This window comes from Erwinia sp. 009765445 (assembly GCF_058137865.1).
Window position 1 is genome coordinate 1 of the sequence record NZ_JBYUWC010000026.1, and the last position, 15,494, is coordinate 15,494.

Consider the following 15,494-nt stretch of genomic DNA (forward strand, 5'->3'; position numbering starts at 1 on the left):
TTCCTGAACCTCTCAACCCGGCGGCCTGTAAGCCGTTGTTCCGTGTCGATGGAGGCGCATTATAGGGAGTTCCTGACCGCTGACAAGCGTTTATTGCAAATAAATGACTGACAGCGTCATTTTTCAACAAAGCGCTTTTTTTTACTGCGTTTTGTCTGATAATGCAGCAAATTCATGGGCAAACCGACTCACCTGCTCCCAGTCTGTGTAGTCCACTTCTTTTGTCGCATCCGTTTCGCCTCCGGTCATACGCATAATCAACTGGATCATGATGCGATCAAAGAACCTATAACGTGGGTAACGCAGCGCACCAGCGAAAACCGCACAGCAGTCTGGCTCCCACGGAGAGTGCAGCAGGAACTTCCGCGTATAGGCATTAGTTTGTGGAGTACGCTTTTCCGGTTTGCGGGCGGTAAGGTTCACCGAGAAAAAACCAGAGGGACGTTTACGCAGTTCCTGGAGATGTTGCTTAACGAACTTCACCACTTTTGGGTGGAAGTGACCATAGCGAATCGAAGCCCCAATCAGCACACGGTCGTATTTCGTCCAGTCAACCGCATTGGCATGCAGGATATTGACCAGATCGCACTCCTGCTGCTCTTTAAGCTGGTTAGCGATATAAGAAGCAATCTCGCGGGTCTGCCCGTCACGGCTGGAAAACAGAATTAACGCTTTCATATAAGAACTCAACAAAAGTTATTCGCGCCAGAAGGTCGGCGTGAACAGGACTAACAGCGTGAAGACCTCAAGGCGACCAAAAAGCATAGTCAGGATCAAAATCCATTTCGCCGTATCATTCATGGTAGTGAAGTTATCCGCCACCACCCCTAACCCCGGCCCCAGATTATTCAGCGTTGCCGCAACGGCAGCAAAGGCTGAAAAATCATCCACGCCGGTGGCAATAATCGCCAGCATACTCAACAGGAATACCAGCGCATACGCTGAGAAGAATCCCCATACCGCTTCGAGGATGCGTTCAGGCAGCGCCCGCTGCCCTAGCTTAATGGTATAAACCGCATTTGGGTGCACCAGCCGCTTCAGTTCGCGGTTACCCTGCTTGAACAGCAGCAGGATACGGATCACCTTCAGTCCGCCGCCTGTTGAACCGGCACAGCCACCAATAAAAGCGGAACAGAGCAGCAAAACTGGCAGGAACAACGGCCAGCGCGCGATGCTGTCCGTGGTGAAACCGGCGGTGGTCGCCATCGACACGACCTGGAAGAAAGCCTGATTAAGCGTTTGCAGCCCGGTACTGTAGACATCGTGGAACCAAAGCACCACGGTGCAGATGATCACCAGCGTCAGCTGCACGCCAATAAACATACGGAACTCCGGATCGCGCCAGTAAACACGAAGGCTGCGGCCACTCAGCAGGGAAAAGTGCAGGCCGTAGTTACAGCCGGAGATCAGCAGGAAAATGGCGATGATAGTATTAAAAGTCGGGCTGTGGAAATAACCGATACTGGCGTCATGCGTGGAGAAACCGCCAATGGCGATAGTGGAGAAGCTATGCCCAATCGCATCAAACAGCGGCATTCCCGCCAGCCAAAGCGCCAGTGCGCAAATCACCGTCAGCAGCACATAAATCAGCCACAGTGTTTTAGCCGTCTCGGCAATACGCGGCCGCATCTTATTGTCCTTCAGCGGCCCCGGCATTTCGGCACGGTACAGCTGCATCCCCCCTACTCCGAGGATTGGCAGGATAGCCACCGCCAGCACAATGATCCCCATACCGCCCAGCCACTGCAACATTTGCCGGTAGAACAGAATTGCTTTCGGCAACGAGTCCAGCCCCACCAGCGTGGTAGCCCCGGTGGTTGTCAGGCCGGAAAAGGATTCAAAGAAGGCATCGGTCACCGACAGGTTCGGATGCTCGGCAAAAATGAAAGGCATCGCCCCCACGCTGCCCAGCACCGTCCAGAACAGCACCACGATCAGAAAGCCTTCTCGCGGCTTCAACTCACGTTTCTGTTTGCGATTCGGCCACCACAGCAGCGAGCCGATCAGCAGTGCCATAAAGAAAGTCTGGGTAAATGCACGCCCGGCACCGTCACGGTAGATCAAAGCCACCAGCCCCGGGACAATCATGGTTCCCGAGAACAGAATGACCAGTAAACCCACGATGCGGGTAATGGCACGAAAATGCATGCAGCCGTTCCTTTCCTGACAGTAAATAGATTATTTGAGCGGAGCGAGGTGCAGCGCCCCTCTGCTGAAGTCCGTGAGATTTTGCGTAAACCCGGCAACCTGTGCATGAGGCAGGGCCAGCGTCAACGAAACGTATTGTAAAAATTCGCAGTGCTGTAATTGTCCATGAAACCGGACAATCATTCTTTCGATCTCAGACAACTGCGCATAATCGCAAGTGAGCATAAACGTCAGCATCGGCACTTTTTGCAAGCGAGGTAATAACTTAAGCGCCTGCTGCACACCACCGCCATATGCCTTCACCAATCCGCCCGTGCCTAACTGAATGCCGCCATAGTAGCGGACCACCACGGCGGTTATCTCCCCAATATTATTACCCATCAATTGAGCGAGCATTGGTTTGCCTGCCGTACCTGAAGGTTCGCCATCATCAGAGAAACCCAACTGCTGAGAATCCGCCGGCGAACCGGCTACCCATGCCCAACAGTGATGCCGGGCGGTTGGATGCTCGCTTTTCACCCGCTGTACAAAGGCGCGAGCCGCTTCCACACCGTCAGTATGGGCTAACAGCGTGATAAAGCGGCTTTTTTTGATTTCCTCGCTGAAGCTGAACAGCTCCGCAGGGATGTCATAGGCGTCCATCAGTCCAGCTTCAAATCCCGCGTCATATTTTCCACGCCCTGCTCGCGGACCACCACGTTATCCTCAATTCGGATCCCGCCATAAGGTTTCAGTGCGTCAATACGCGCCCAGTCGAAGTGCTGGCTGAATTTACCTTCACGCCATGGGGCCAGCAGCGAGTCAATAAAGTAGATACCCGGCTCAATGGTCAGCACCATGCCTGGCTCAAGAATGCGGGTGAAGCGCAGATAAGGATACTGCTGTGGCGCGGCCAGGTGCGTGCCATGGTCATCCTGCATAAACCCGGCGACGTCATGTACCTGCAGCCCGAGCGGGTGGCCCACGCCATGCGGCATAAACGGCCCGGTCAGATCTTCCGCCACCAGCGCTTCTTCGCTCAGCCCTTTCACCAGTTGATGCTTCAGCAGCAGCTTCGCAATACGCTGGTGCATTTGCTGATGGTACTCGGTGTAGCGCACGCCCGCTTTCAGAGTGGCAATCAGCGCCAGCTCTTCTTCATTCATGTCTCTGACCAGCTGAGCGTATTCGCTGTCAGCTTTCGCGGCGTAGGTCCGGGTCAGATCTGCAGCATAACCGTTGTATTCGGTACCGGCATCAATCAGGAAGCTGCGTGACTCTTCCGGCGGCAGGTGATCCAGTTTGGTGTAGTGCAGCACCGCAGCATGTTCATTCAGCGCAATGATATTGCCGTAAGGCACGTCGATATCACGGTGGCCGGTTGCACTGAGGTAGGCATTGTTGATATCAAACTCACTCATGCCGGACAGGAAGGCCTCCTTCGCCGCACGATGACCGATCACCGCCGTTTTCTGCGCTTCACGCATGCAATACAGCTCGTAATCCGTTTTATAAGAGCGATGATAATGCAGGAAATCCAGCGCCCCTTTCGGGTTGATCTGCTCAGCTTTGATCCCTAACTGGGTTGCGCGTTCCGGCACCGGGCCGATATAGGCGATGTTCTGACGTTGAGCTGGCAGCAGCTGGCCGATCTCATCGGCTTTCTTCAGCGCCATGATGTCGATTTCATCAGTCCAGAAGCTTTGCGGCAGTGGCTCGACGTTATGCCAGTAATCCACCGGGGAGTAAAACCACAGCTTCGGCTTATTCACGCCATCCACCCACAGCCAGCAGTTTGGTACGGAGGTCACCGGCACCCAGGCTTTAAACTGCGGATTGACCTTAAAGGGATAGTCATGATCGTCCAGGAAAACCGTCAGCAGTTCTCCGGAGTGGATCAGCATGCCGTCCAGTTTAAAGCGGGCTAAAACCTGCTGCGCACGCGCCTGCAGCGTTTTGATATGGTCCTGATACAGGTTAACCAACGATTCCATCTCATTGCCTCCGTTAACACCAATTTGAGCGCATCTTATCACAGCCGTTTGCCCGATGCCGTTTTGCCGCGCCTGTGATCTTGTTTGCAAATAAGCAAAGTATCGTTTGCAAATAATTAACATCCCTTCCACACTCCTGATCATCTGGTATGACCAGATCCCCTTATCGCGGCTTCAGGAGATTAACATGCTCTACCAAGGCGAAACCCTTACCTTGAACTGGCTGGACCATGGCGTCGCCGAACTGGTGTTTGATGCTCCCGGCTCGGTAAACAAGCTGGATACCCAAACCGTCGCCAGCCTGGGTGAGGCGATCTCAGTGCTCGAAACGCTGCCAGAGCTGAAAGCCGTGCTGCTCAGCTCGCGCAAACCGGCCTTTATCGTCGGAGCCGATATCACTGAATTTCTCTCGCTGTTTGCCGCCCCGGCGGAAAAACTTTCGCAGTGGCTGGCTTTTGCCAATGGCATCTTCAATCGCCTTGAAGATTTGCCGGTTCCGACCCTGGCGGCCATACAGGGCTATGCCCTCGGTGGCGGCTGTGAATGCGTGCTGGCTACCGATTTCCGCATCGCCACGCCGGATGCCCGCATTGGCCTGCCGGAAACGAAGTTGGGCATCATGCCCGGTTTTGGCGGCTCGGTTCGTTTGCCACGCCTGCTCGGCGCTGACAGCGCACTGGAAATTATCGCCGCAGGTAAAGATGTGGATGCGCAAAAAGCGCTGACCGTCGGCCTGGTGGATGCGGTGCTCCCCGCCGAAAAATTGCGCGAGGCCGGGATCAAAATTCTGCTTGAGGCCATTGAAGGTAAGCAGGAGTGGCGCGCGCGACGTCAGCCTAAGCTGCAACCGCTCAAGCTGAGCAAAATTGAAGCCGCAATGAGCTTCACCGTTGCCAAAAGCATGGTGTTGCAGACTGCCGGTAAACACTACCCGGCACCGATGACCGCAGTAAAAACCATTGAAGCCGCTGCCGGTCTGGGCCGCGACGAAGCGCTGAAGCTGGAAACTCAGGCTTTTGTGCCGCTTGCCCGTTCTGACGAAGCGCGGGCGCTGGTCGGCATCTTCCTGAACGATCAGGCGGTGAAGGCCAAAGCGAAAAAACTGACCCGCGAAGTGGAAACGCCAAAACAGGCAGCCGTGTTGGGCGCTGGTATTATGGGCGGCGGCATTGCTTATCAGTCGGCATGGAAAGGCGTGCCGGTGATGATGAAGGATATCAACCCGGCCTCGCTGGAGCTGGGTATGAAAGAAGCCGCCAAGTTGCTGAACAAACAGCTGGAGCGCGGCAAAATTGACGGCATGAAGCTGGCTGGCGTGATCGGCACCATCCAGCCAACGCTGAGCTACGAAGGCTTTGAACGGGCGGACATTGTGGTCGAAGCGGTGGTAGAGAACCCGAAAGTGAAAGCCGCCGTGCTGGCTGAAACGGAAGGCCATCTGCACGAAGGGGCAATCCTGGCATCCAACACGTCCACCATTCCTATCAGCCAGTTAGCAAATGCTCTCAAGCGCCCGGATAATTTCTGTGGCATGCACTTCTTCAACCCGGTGCACCGGATGCCGTTGGTTGAGGTTATTCGCGGCGAGAAAACGTCTGACAGCACGCTGGCGAAAGTCGTGGCCTGGGCCAGCAAAATGGGCAAAACGCCGATTGTGGTCAACGACTGTCCCGGCTTCTTCGTCAACCGTGTGCTGTTCCCCTACCTTGCCGGTTTCAGCCTGCTGCTGCGCGACGGTGCGGACTATCGCCAGGTGGATAAAGTGATGGAGAAACAGTTTGGCTGGCCAATGGGTCCGGCCTGGCTGTTGGACGTGGTAGGGATTGATACCGCACACCATGCGCAAAGCGTGATGGCGGACGGCTTCCCGGACAGAATGAAGAAAGACTATCGCGATGCGGTGGATGTGCTGTTTGAGGCGAAACGCTTCGGACAGAAAAACCAGCTTGGCTTTTATCGTTGGGAAACTGACAGCAAAGGAAAACCGAAAAAGGTGGCCGATCCGGCGGTGGATGAGCTGCTGCAAAGCATCTGCAAGACGAAACGGGTTTTCAGCGATGACGAGATTATCGCCCGCATGATGATCCCGATGATCAATGAGGTTGTGCGCTGTCTGGAAGAGAAGATTATTGCCACGCCTGCAGAAGCGGATATGGCGCTGGTTTACGGCCTCGGCTTCCCGCCTTTCCACGGTGGCGTGTTCCGCTATCTGGACACTCAGGGCAACGCCCGTTTCGTCAGCCAGTCCGAGCCTTTAAGCCAGCTGGGCGCCCTGTATCTGCCTCCGGCCGGCCTGCGGGATAAAGCGCAGCGCGATGAGAGCTGGTATCCCCAGGTAGCGCCAATTGGCGATGCCATTTTAAAAACGGCGTGAGGATAAGAAGATGGGAAAAGTTGTAATTGTTGATGCCGTACGCACGCCGATGGGACGTTCCAAAGGCGGTGCTTATCGCCATGTCCGCGCGGAAGATCTCTCTGCCCATCTGATGCGTAACGTGCTGAGCCGCAACCCGGCACTCGCCGCAGAAAGTCTGGACGATGTTTACTGGGGCTGCGTGCAGCAGACGCTGGAGCAGGGCTTCAATATTGCCCGTAACGCGGCCCTGCTGGCTGAGATCCCACACCGGGTGCCGGCCACTACGGTTAACCGCCTTTGCGGTTCTTCAATGCAGGCGCTGCACGATGCCGCCAGAGCGATTATGGTTGGCGATGCCAGTGCGTGTCTGGTTGGCGGCGTGGAACATATGGGCCACGTGCCGATGAGTCACGGGGTGGATTTCCATCCCGGCCTGAGCAAAACCGTGGCGAAAGCCGCTGGCATGATGGGCCTGACCGCAGAGATGCTGGCGAAGATGCACGGCATCAGCCGTGAAATGCAGGATGCATTCGCCGCCCGCTCGCACCAGCGCGCATGGACTGCCACTCAGGCAGGGCACTTTGCCAGCGAAATTGTCGCCACCAGCGGCCATGACACCGACGGCGTACTGAAACGTTATGATTATGATGAAGTTATTCGTCCAGATACCACCGCTGAAGGTCTGGCGGCCCTGCGACCGGCGTTTGATCCGGTCAACGGTACGGTCACGGCAGCAAGCTCTTCTGCGCTGTCAGACGGTGCGGCAGCCATGCTGGTGATGAGTGAGTCCCGCGCCAGAGAGCTGGGCCTGAAACCCCGCGCTTATATCCGCTCTATGGCGGTAGTGGGCTGCGATCCGTCGATCATGGGCTATGGCCCGGTGCCTGCGTCAAAGCTGGCGCTGAAAAGGGCGGGTCTGAGCGTCAGCGATATCGACCTGTTTGAACTGAATGAAGCCTTCGCGGCCCAGACGTTGCCATGTATTAAAGACCTGGGATTAATGGACGTTCTGGATGAAAGGGTCAACCTGAACGGTGGCGCGATTGCGCTTGGTCACCCGCTGGGGTGCTCCGGCGCGCGCATCAGTACCACATTGTTAAATCTGCTGGAACGGCGTGACGCTCAGTTTGGCCTGGCGACCATGTGTATTGGTCTGGGTCAGGGGATAGCGACCGTCTTTGAGCGAATCTGATACGTTGACTGGAAGTTACACTGCTGTTCTTCCCGCCTGTCAGGGGCGGGTTTTTTCATTCAGGGGCAGAGTGCTCCACCCCTGAAAAATCAGATGAAAGCGAAGGCATCGCCGTACATCTGATCCTCTTTAGCTCCGCGCTCGGCACAGAAACGTTCCCGGGCAATTTTCGCCATCTCAAAACGTCCGGCAATATAGATGTCATGACCGGCCAGGCTGCCGTAATCATTCATCACTGCCGTCAGCACCGTGCCATTACGCCCTTCCCAGCCCGGTTCAGGCTGTTCGACCACCGGAATGATCTTCAGATTAGGATGCTTGACCGCCAGCGCTTCCAGCTCTTCCATATCATAGAGGTGCTTCAGCTCGCGGCCGCCCCAGTAGAGCGCGATATCGCGATCCGGCTGCTGCGACAGGGCAGTGAGCAGGATAGAACGCGCGTAAGAGAAGCCCGTACCACCCGCAATCAGGATCAGCGGACGATCGCCCTCTTCCCGCAGCCACGCATCACCGTGCGGAATATCCACGGTGATTTTTCGCTGCTGCTGGATCCGCTCCATCACCGCCATGGCGTAGAGGTTCAGCTCCGAGGCACCAATGTGCAACTCAATGATGTCTTTTTCCATCGGCGTGGATGCCAGGGAGAACGGACGCTTGTCCCGCTCATCCATCACCACCATCAGATACTGACCGGCACGGAAGCTGAAGTCGGCCTCTGGCACCATCCGTACCCGGTAAACGGTATCGGTAATTGCTTCTACCGAGATCACTTTACAGCTTAACGTTGTCATGCGTTCCCTCTGTCGGGTCGAACAATTATTTGCCGGGCGCAGTTTTGCGCCCGGGCGTCTTACTGAAGATAGCTAACTCATCCCAGATCGCATCAATTTTTGCCGTAACGGCAGGATCTTTGCGGATCGGGCGCCCCCACTCACGCTGGGTTTCCCCCGGCCACTTGTTGGTGGCATCCAGGCCCATCTTCGAGCCAAGGCCGGAAACCGGCGAGGCAAAATCCAGATAGTCGATTGGCGTGTTTTCTACCAGCACCGTGTCTCTGGCCGGATCCATACGTGTGGTAATCGCCCAGATCACGTCATTCCAGTCGCGCGCGTTCACGTCATCATCGCAGACAATAACAAATTTCGTGTACATAAACTGGCGCAGGAATGACCAGACGCCCATCATCACCCGCTTGGCGTGGCCTGCATACTGCTTTTTCATGGTGACCACGGCCAGCCGGTAGGAACACCCTTCCGGTGGCAGATAGAAATCCACAATCTCCGGGAACTGCTTCTGCAGGATCGGGACGAAGACTTCATTCAGCGCCACGCCCAGCACTGCAGGCTCATCCGGCGGACGGCCAGTGTAGGTTGAATGATAGATTGCATCCTGGCGCTGCGTAATGTGCGTGACGGTAAATACCGGGAAGCTATCCACTTCATTGTAGTAACCGGTGTGGTCGCCATAAGGGCCTTCCGGTGCCATTTCACCCGCCTCGATATAGCCTTCCAGCACGATTTCAGCGCTGGCCGGAACTTCAAGGTCATTGGAGATGCACTTCACCACTTCGGTTTTGGTGCCACGCAGCAGTCCGGCAAAAGCATATTCCGACAGGGTATCCGGCACCGGCGTCACCGCGCCGAGAATGGTCGCCGGATCGGCACCCAGCGCCACAGCTACCGGGAATCGTTCACCGGGATGCTGCCGTGACCACTCCTGGAAATCCAGCGCGCCGCCACGATGCGACAGCCAGCGCATAATCAGCTTGTTTTTGCCAATGACCTGTTGACGGTAAATCCCGAGATTTTGCCGCTCTTTGTTCGGCCCACGGGTGACCGTCAGGCCCCAGGTGATCAGCGGAGCAGCATCTTCCGGCCAGCATTTCATCACCGGAATTTTGTGCAGATCCACCTCTTCGCCCTGCCAGATTTGCTGCTGGCAGGGAGCGTCCCGCAGGCGTTTGGTCGGCATATTCAGGACCTGTTTCCACTGCGGAATTTTATCGAAGAAATCACGGAAACCCCGCGGTGGTTCTGGCTCTTTCAGGAAAGCGAGTAACCGACCCACGTCACGCAGTGCCGTCACCTCCTCCTGGCCCATGCCCAACGCCACCCGGTCCGGCGTACCGAACAGGTTACAAAGCACTGGCATGCTATAACCTTTGGGATTTTCGAATAACAGCGCCGGGCCGCCAGCCCGCAGGGTGCGGTCGGCAATTTCGGTCATTTCAAGATCGGGATCGATCTCTTGCGTAATGCGTTTTAATTCTCCGCGCTGTTCAAGCAGAGAAAGGAAGTCGCGTAAGTCGTGGTATTTCATGACTTCTCATCAATACGGTCAGTGAATCGGCCATTATAGGGAGGATTAAAGCAGGATGCTTAGTTTTTCGAGTCGGATTTTGTTATTCTTAACGTCCCTGTAATTGTGAAGTGACGTTATGGAATCCTGGTATTTACTTTATTGCAAACGTGGGCAGCTGCTGCGCGCGAAAGAACATCTTGAGCGCCAGGCGGTTCATTGCCTCAGCCCGATGATTGCATTAGAGAAATTGGTACGTGGCAAGCGCACTCAGGTGAGCGAACCGCTGTTCCCGAACTATCTGTTTATTGAGTTCGATCCGGAAGCCATCCACACCACCACCATCAGTGCAACCCGTGGCGTCAGCCATTTCGTTCGCTTTGGAAGCCTGCCCGCTAACGTGCCGTATGATGTGATCGCCGCTTTGCAAGCCGATCAGCCCGAAACGCTGGTCGATCCCGATCTGCCGCAGCCGGGTGACCGGGTCATTATCACTGCGGGCGCTTTTGAAGGATTGAAGGCGATTTTTACCGAGCCGGACGGCGAAGCGCGTTCCATGCTGCTGCTTAACCTGCTGAATAAGCAAATCATGCGCAGCCTGGACAACAAACAATTCCAGAAGCTCTGAGGCTTCTTCTCCCCCTGCTGCCCGCCGCGTCTACACTGGCTAAACGGTCAGCCTGAACAATTCCCGGGCATTACGATCGCACTGCTGTCCCAACGCTGGCGCCTCCTCACCACGTAACGCCGCAACCTGCTCAACAATATGCGGTAAAAAACAGGGTTCGTTGCGGCGTGATACCGGGCGGGGACGCATATCACGCGGGATCAGATATGGTGCATCTGTTTCCAGCAGCAGGCGATTCTGTGGTATCAGCGGCATCAGATCGCGCAGTTCCATCCCGCGACGTTCGTCGCACACCCAGCCAGTAATTCCGACATAAAGTCCTGCAGCCAGGCAGGCTTCCAGCTCTGCACGGGTGCCGGTAAAGCAGTGGATCACCGCACCGGCCAGTTTCGGCAGCCACGGCGTCAGGATAGCCATAAAGCGGTCGTGCGCTTCGCGGCAGTGGAGAAAGACGGGCAGTCCCACCTCTGCGGCCAGCGCCAGTTGGGCATCGAAGGCGTAGGCCTGCTGCTCGGGTTCGGAGACATTACGGTTAAAATCCAGCCCGCACTCGCCAATCGCCACCACCTCCGGGCTTTCAGCCAGACGCTTCAGCGTGGCCGCCGTTTCTCCTGACCATTCACTGGCGTGATGAGGATGGACGCCCGCGGTTGACCAGCAATAGCCCGGTCGGCGTGTGGCCAGGCTCTGCGCCTGCTGGCTTTCCAGCGCGTTGGTCCCGGTGATCAGTAAACCGGTCACCCCTGCATCTTTCGCACGTTTAACGACCTGATCGCGATCTTTCGCGAACTGCGTGCTGGTCAGGTTAACCCCGATATCAAACATAGCTTGTTCCAAACAGTAACCGCCCTTTCGGGCGGTTATTTCACTTCAACGAGGCGGAGCCAGAAAAGCTATTCTTCTGTCCCGGCTTCATCCTGGTCGTTGTCTTTACGCCCTTTGCCAACGTAGAAGCGGGCGAAGAACACTCCCACTTCAAACAGGCAGTACATTGGGATTGCCAGAAGCGTCTGCGAGAAAACATCCGGTGGCGTCAGTAACATGCCCACCACAAAAGCGCCGACCAGTACGTACGGGCGCTTTTTCTTCAGTTCTTCAGGTGTTGTCACGCCGGTCCAGCACAGCAACACAATGGCAATCGGCACTTCAAAGGAGACGCCAAACGCCATAAACAACGCCATCACAAAATCGAGGTAGTTGTTGATGTCGGTAGCGATCACCACGCCCTGAGGGGCGGTCTTGGCAAAGAAGCCAAAGGCCAACGGAAAGACAACAAAGTAGGCGAAAGCCATCCCCACATAGAATAGGAATGAACTGGAAAACAGCAGAGGCATAACCAGCCTGCGCTCATGCCGGTACAGCGCAGGCGCAATAAAGGCCCAGATCTGATAGAGGATCACCGGCACCGCAAGGAACACTGAGACAATTATCGTCAGCTTGATCGGGGTGAAGAACGGCGAGGCAACATCGGTCGCGATCATGCTGGCACCCGCTGGCATCTGTCTGATTAGCGGTGCAGAAACGATCTGGTAGATATCATTGGAGAAATAAGCCAGGCAAAGAAAAATCGCCACAACGGCGATGATGCAGTTCAGCAGACGCTTACGGAGTTCAATCAAATGACTGATAAGCGGTTGGGTATCTTCAACAGCCATGTTTAACGTTGCTCTCCCGGTTGAGTGGTGGAAGCAGGAGCACGGCTGGACAGGATTGAAGGTTCCGTGCCTGTCGCTGCCACAGGCACCGGCTCAGCAACTGCCGCAGATCTCTGCGCTGACGCACTGGCCGCTTCAGAGACGTGCACCACCGGTTCAGCGGTTTCTGCCGGCGCGGTTGCAGCCTGAGGGCACGCGGGCGCTTCAGGCGCCTGCGCCGGCGCACTGGCCTGATGGTCAGCATCCGCTGGCGTTACGCCATCGTGAGATTCGGCAGGGTTTTTCACCAACGGATTATGGATAGTGTGGGCTTCATCATCGGCTTTTTCGTTCTCGCCCAGGTAGGAGCGCTTCATGGATTCCGCCGACTGCTTCAACTCTTCCATTGAGGCTTTCAGCTCTGGCGTCAGACTGTTTTTACTCGCCTCTTCGACCTTTTTCAGGCTGTCCTGCAGCTCCTGCAATTTCAGCTCCTGAGCCAGTTCATTCTGCACGCTGGTTGCCAGCGATCGCAGAGCCCGGATCCAGCCAACGACGGTTCTGACCGCCACCGGTAAACGCTTGGGACCCAGCACCACAAGCCCGATGACGAAGACCAATATCAGTTCACTAAAGCCTATGTCGAACACGGTTTATACCTTGTCGTTCTTAACGTCTTCTTTCCTGGCTTCTGTCTGCTGTTTGTCAGCCAGTTTGGCATTGAAATCAGCATCATCGGCGTGTTTTTTTTCATTCTCATCTTCATCGCTCATGGCTTTTTTAAAGCCCTTGATGGATGACCCCAGATCGGAACCCATGGTACGCAATTTATTGGTACCAAAGAGAAGAACCACAATTACGGCAATAATTAATAACTGCCAGATACTTATACCGCCCATATTTTGCCTCTGATAATCAGTTGTAATGCCAGTTTTGCAGTATATAACAGCTCAGGGCGCGCTGACGATGAACAAAGCAACGCCAACTAACTCCTCAGGCCCTTTTTACTTTTCATGACAATCAGACCGTTTTTCGCCAGCCTATCAGCCAGGTCACCAGTCCGGCAGCGATCATTGCTGCGGAAATCAGATCCCATTGTGGCCGGGTCAGCAATATCGCCGTTCCGCTCAGCAACAGGGTTGCGCCCACCCCGAACAGGTAACGCGACTGATGCTGCCTGACGCGCTCCCCTTTCAAATCGGTGGTCAACTTATCCACGCTGTGCTGCAAATGCTTGTGCTGACGGAGGCTGTCGTAAAACAATTCAGGCAGTTCTGGCAGTTTTTCCGCCCAGAACGGAGCCTTTTCCTTCAGCGCACGGACGATAGCCGGGATGCCGATCTGATCTTTAATCCAGTCTTCAAGGAACGGTTTGGCGGTTTTCCACAGATCAAGCTGCGGATACAGCTGCCGTCCCACCCCTTCAACATACAGTAATGTTTTCTGCAGGAGAACCAGCTGAGGCTGAACTTCCATATTGAAGCGGCGTGCGGTGTTGAATAAATTCAGCAGCACGTGGCCGAAAGAGATTTCCGCCAGCGGCTTTTCAAAAATAGGTTCGCAGACCGTGCGGATGGCAAATTCAAAATCTTCCACATTGGTGTCTGGCGGAACCCAGCCAGAATCCACGTGCAGTTCGGCCACCTTGCGATAATCGCGGTTGAAGAAGGCGATGAAGTTCTCCGCCAGGTAGCGCTTGTCTTCTTTGTTCAGCGAGCCGACGATGCCGCAGTCGATCCCGATATACTGCGGATCTTCCGGATGGTCATAGCTGACGAAGATATTGCCGGGATGCATATCCGCATGGAAAAAGCTGTCGCGGAACACCTGGGTGAAGAAGACCTGCACGCCGCGCTCGGCCAGCAGCTTCATGTTGACGCCCTGCTGCTCAAGCTGCACCACATCATTTACCGGAATACCGTAAATGCGCTCCATCACCAGCATGGTTTCGCTGCAGTAGTCGGAGAAGATTTCCGGCACGTAGAGCATTTTGCTGTTGTCGAAGTTCCGGCGTAGCTGGATGGCGTTTGCCGCTTCACGCAGCAGGTTCAGCTCGTCGATCAGGGTTTTCTCGTAATCCGCCACCACTTCCTGCGGGCGCAGACGGCGGCCATCAGGCAGCAAGCGCGGTACCCAACGGGCCATACGTTTGATCAGCCGCATATCCGCTTTGATCACTGGTAAAATATCCGGACGGATTACTTTGATCACCACTTCCTGACCGTTTTCTTTCAGTGTGGCGGTATGCACCTGAGCAATGGAAGCGGAAGCCAACGGTTTGATCTCGAAATCATCAAAACAGGTTTCCACTCCGCAGCCAAGCGACTGTTCAATCTGCTGTTTTGCCAGCACGCCATCAAACGGCGCAACACGATCCTGCAGCATCGCTAACTGATCGGCTATGTGCGGCGGGAACAGATCACGACGGGTGGACATCATCTGGCCGAACTTGATCCACACCGGCCCCAGTTGCTCTAAAGACAGACGTAAACGTTCACCCAACGGCTGGCTCTTGTGCTGGTTCGGCATCCAGAAGAGGCACTTGCGCCAAAGGCGCAGCGGCAGCGCCAGCCGGGTTTTCGGGATCAGCTCATCAAGGCCGTAACTGAGGAAAATGCGGATGATAAAGTAGAGGCGACGTAGTTCTCCGAAGGTCATTTGCCCTCCAGCGAGTTCAGTCGGGCTTCCAGAGCGGAGAGTTCGCGAGACGTCGCGTCCACCTCTTCCGCAAACCAGGCCAGCTCGAGATTACCGGGCGCCAGACGCCACTCTTCCGTCAGCGCCTGGCTCAGGTAGCCCTGTTTGCGCTTCAGGTCGCCACTGAAAAACTGCACACCCCGGCGGGCAAACTGGCTGATGCCCTGAGCAACAATATCCCCGGTCCACGGCGCGAGGTACTCGGCCGGATCCAGTTCGGCCAGGTCGATCAACGCAGAGAACTGCTGCACAACCTGCAGATCCCCTGTCACTTCCAGCTCGCCGCTGCGGATCAGGCTGGTTAATTGCTGACGATCGCGCAGCTTACGCAGCGTGGCAAGCCGGGTTTTCACCAGGCAATCCGGCGTGTCGTTCCAGTCACCAATCACATCCACCTGCTTTTCACTGAAGATGAACGTGATCGGCTGTTTCAGCTCAGCCAGCTCAATTGCCAGGCTTTTGCCATTCAGGCGTTGACGTGCTGCTTTCAGGCCGCGATCGCGATACAAAACCTGATTAAGTGCTGTTTCCAGCCCCGCGGTTAACAGCGGCGTTAAGGTCATGCGCT

General features: G+C 55.6%; 15 protein-coding genes. 3 read left to right on the plus strand and 12 right to left on the minus strand.

All coding sequences use genetic code 11. From position 1 onward, the window contains the following. Window positions 1–141: 141 nt before the first annotated feature. The 4 genes from hemG to pepQ are packed head-to-tail and all read right to left on the minus strand — an operon-like array spanning window position 142 to window position 4,121. On the minus strand, window positions 142–678 hold the full coding sequence (gene hemG, locus AC3Y5R_RS22045; RefSeq protein ID WP_489923117.1) for a menaquinone-dependent protoporphyrinogen IX dehydrogenase: 537 nt from the start codon (window positions 676–678) through the stop codon (window positions 142–144). A gap of 18 nt (window positions 679–696) precedes the next feature. After that, window positions 697–2,148 carry a Trk system potassium transporter TrkH gene (gene trkH / locus AC3Y5R_RS22050; protein WP_489923118.1) on the minus strand — a complete coding sequence of 484 codons (1,452 nt, stop codon included), beginning with the start codon at window positions 2,146–2,148 and terminating at the stop codon, window positions 697–699. A 30-nt stretch (window positions 2,149–2,178) separates the two neighbouring features. Beyond that, window positions 2,179–2,790: an IMPACT family protein gene (locus tag AC3Y5R_RS22055; RefSeq protein ID WP_489923119.1), complete on the minus strand. Its 612-nt coding sequence runs from the start codon at window positions 2,788–2,790 to the stop codon at window positions 2,179–2,181. Beyond that, window positions 2,790–4,121 carry a Xaa-Pro dipeptidase gene (pepQ, locus tag AC3Y5R_RS22060; protein WP_489923120.1) on the minus strand — a complete coding sequence of 444 codons (1,332 nt, stop codon included), beginning with the start codon at window positions 4,119–4,121 and terminating at the stop codon, window positions 2,790–2,792. The genes AC3Y5R_RS22055 and pepQ overlap by 1 nt, the downstream gene beginning before the upstream one ends. Window positions 4,122–4,308: 187 nt before the next feature. Here pepQ and fadB point away from each other — a divergent pair, with 187 nt between their 5' ends. Both fadB and fadA read left to right on the plus strand, forming a co-directional pair. After that, window positions 4,309–6,495, plus strand: a complete 2,187-nt coding sequence (fadB, locus tag AC3Y5R_RS22065; RefSeq protein WP_489923121.1) for a fatty acid oxidation complex subunit alpha FadB — start codon at window positions 4,309–4,311, stop codon at window positions 6,493–6,495. 10 nt (window positions 6,496–6,505) lie between these two features. Continuing rightward, window positions 6,506–7,669: an acetyl-CoA C-acyltransferase FadA gene (fadA, locus tag AC3Y5R_RS22070; RefSeq protein ID WP_489923122.1), complete on the plus strand. Its 1,164-nt coding sequence runs from the start codon at window positions 6,506–6,508 to the stop codon at window positions 7,667–7,669. A gap of 89 nt (window positions 7,670–7,758) precedes the next feature. Here fadA and fre read toward each other — a convergent pair whose 3' ends face one another. Both fre and ubiD read right to left on the minus strand, forming a co-directional pair. Further along, the gene (fre, locus tag AC3Y5R_RS22075) at window positions 7,759–8,460 is read right to left on the minus strand and encodes an NAD(P)H-flavin reductase (protein WP_489923123.1); all 702 of its coding nucleotides are present in this window, start codon (window positions 8,458–8,460) and stop codon (window positions 7,759–7,761) included. A 25-nt stretch (window positions 8,461–8,485) separates the two neighbouring features. Further along, the gene (ubiD, locus tag AC3Y5R_RS22080) at window positions 8,486–9,988 is read right to left on the minus strand and encodes a 4-hydroxy-3-polyprenylbenzoate decarboxylase (RefSeq protein WP_489923124.1); all 1,503 of its coding nucleotides are present in this window, start codon (window positions 9,986–9,988) and stop codon (window positions 8,486–8,488) included. 118 nt (window positions 9,989–10,106) lie between these two features. Here ubiD and rfaH point away from each other — a divergent pair, with 118 nt between their 5' ends. Then, on the plus strand, window positions 10,107–10,595 hold the full coding sequence (rfaH, locus tag AC3Y5R_RS22085; RefSeq protein WP_158781999.1) for a transcription/translation regulatory transformer protein RfaH: 489 nt from the start codon (window positions 10,107–10,109) through the stop codon (window positions 10,593–10,595). Between the two features lie 39 nt (window positions 10,596–10,634). Here the strand turns inward: rfaH and tatD are convergent, their stop codons facing one another. From tatD to ubiJ, 6 genes are all read right to left on the minus strand, one after another. Further along, entirely contained in the window at window positions 10,635–11,420 is a 786-nt protein-coding gene (tatD, locus tag AC3Y5R_RS22090) for a 3'-5' ssDNA/RNA exonuclease TatD (protein WP_489923125.1), read from the minus strand. Between the two features lie 68 nt (window positions 11,421–11,488). After that, entirely contained in the window at window positions 11,489–12,250 is a 762-nt protein-coding gene (gene tatC / locus AC3Y5R_RS22095; protein WP_489923126.1) for a Sec-independent protein translocase subunit TatC, read from the minus strand. Between the two features lie 2 nt (window positions 12,251–12,252). After that, window positions 12,253–12,879, minus strand: coding sequence for a Sec-independent protein translocase protein TatB (gene tatB, locus AC3Y5R_RS22100; RefSeq protein ID WP_489923127.1), 627 nt, complete (start codon window positions 12,877–12,879; stop codon window positions 12,253–12,255). Window positions 12,880–12,882: 3 nt separating this feature from the next. Next, window positions 12,883–13,128 carry a Sec-independent protein translocase subunit TatA gene (gene tatA / locus AC3Y5R_RS22105; protein WP_158781995.1) on the minus strand — a complete coding sequence of 82 codons (246 nt, stop codon included), beginning with the start codon at window positions 13,126–13,128 and terminating at the stop codon, window positions 12,883–12,885. Between the two features lie 121 nt (window positions 13,129–13,249). Beyond that, complete coding sequence (gene ubiB, locus AC3Y5R_RS22110; protein ID WP_489923128.1) at window positions 13,250–14,887, minus strand: ubiquinone biosynthesis regulatory protein kinase UbiB; 1,638 nt, start codon at window positions 14,885–14,887, stop codon at window positions 13,250–13,252. Beyond that, window positions 14,884–15,489: a ubiquinone biosynthesis protein UbiJ gene (gene ubiJ / locus AC3Y5R_RS22115; RefSeq protein ID WP_489923129.1), complete on the minus strand. Its 606-nt coding sequence runs from the start codon at window positions 15,487–15,489 to the stop codon at window positions 14,884–14,886. The genes ubiB and ubiJ overlap by 4 nt, the downstream gene beginning before the upstream one ends. Window positions 15,490–15,494 lie beyond the last annotated feature (5 nt).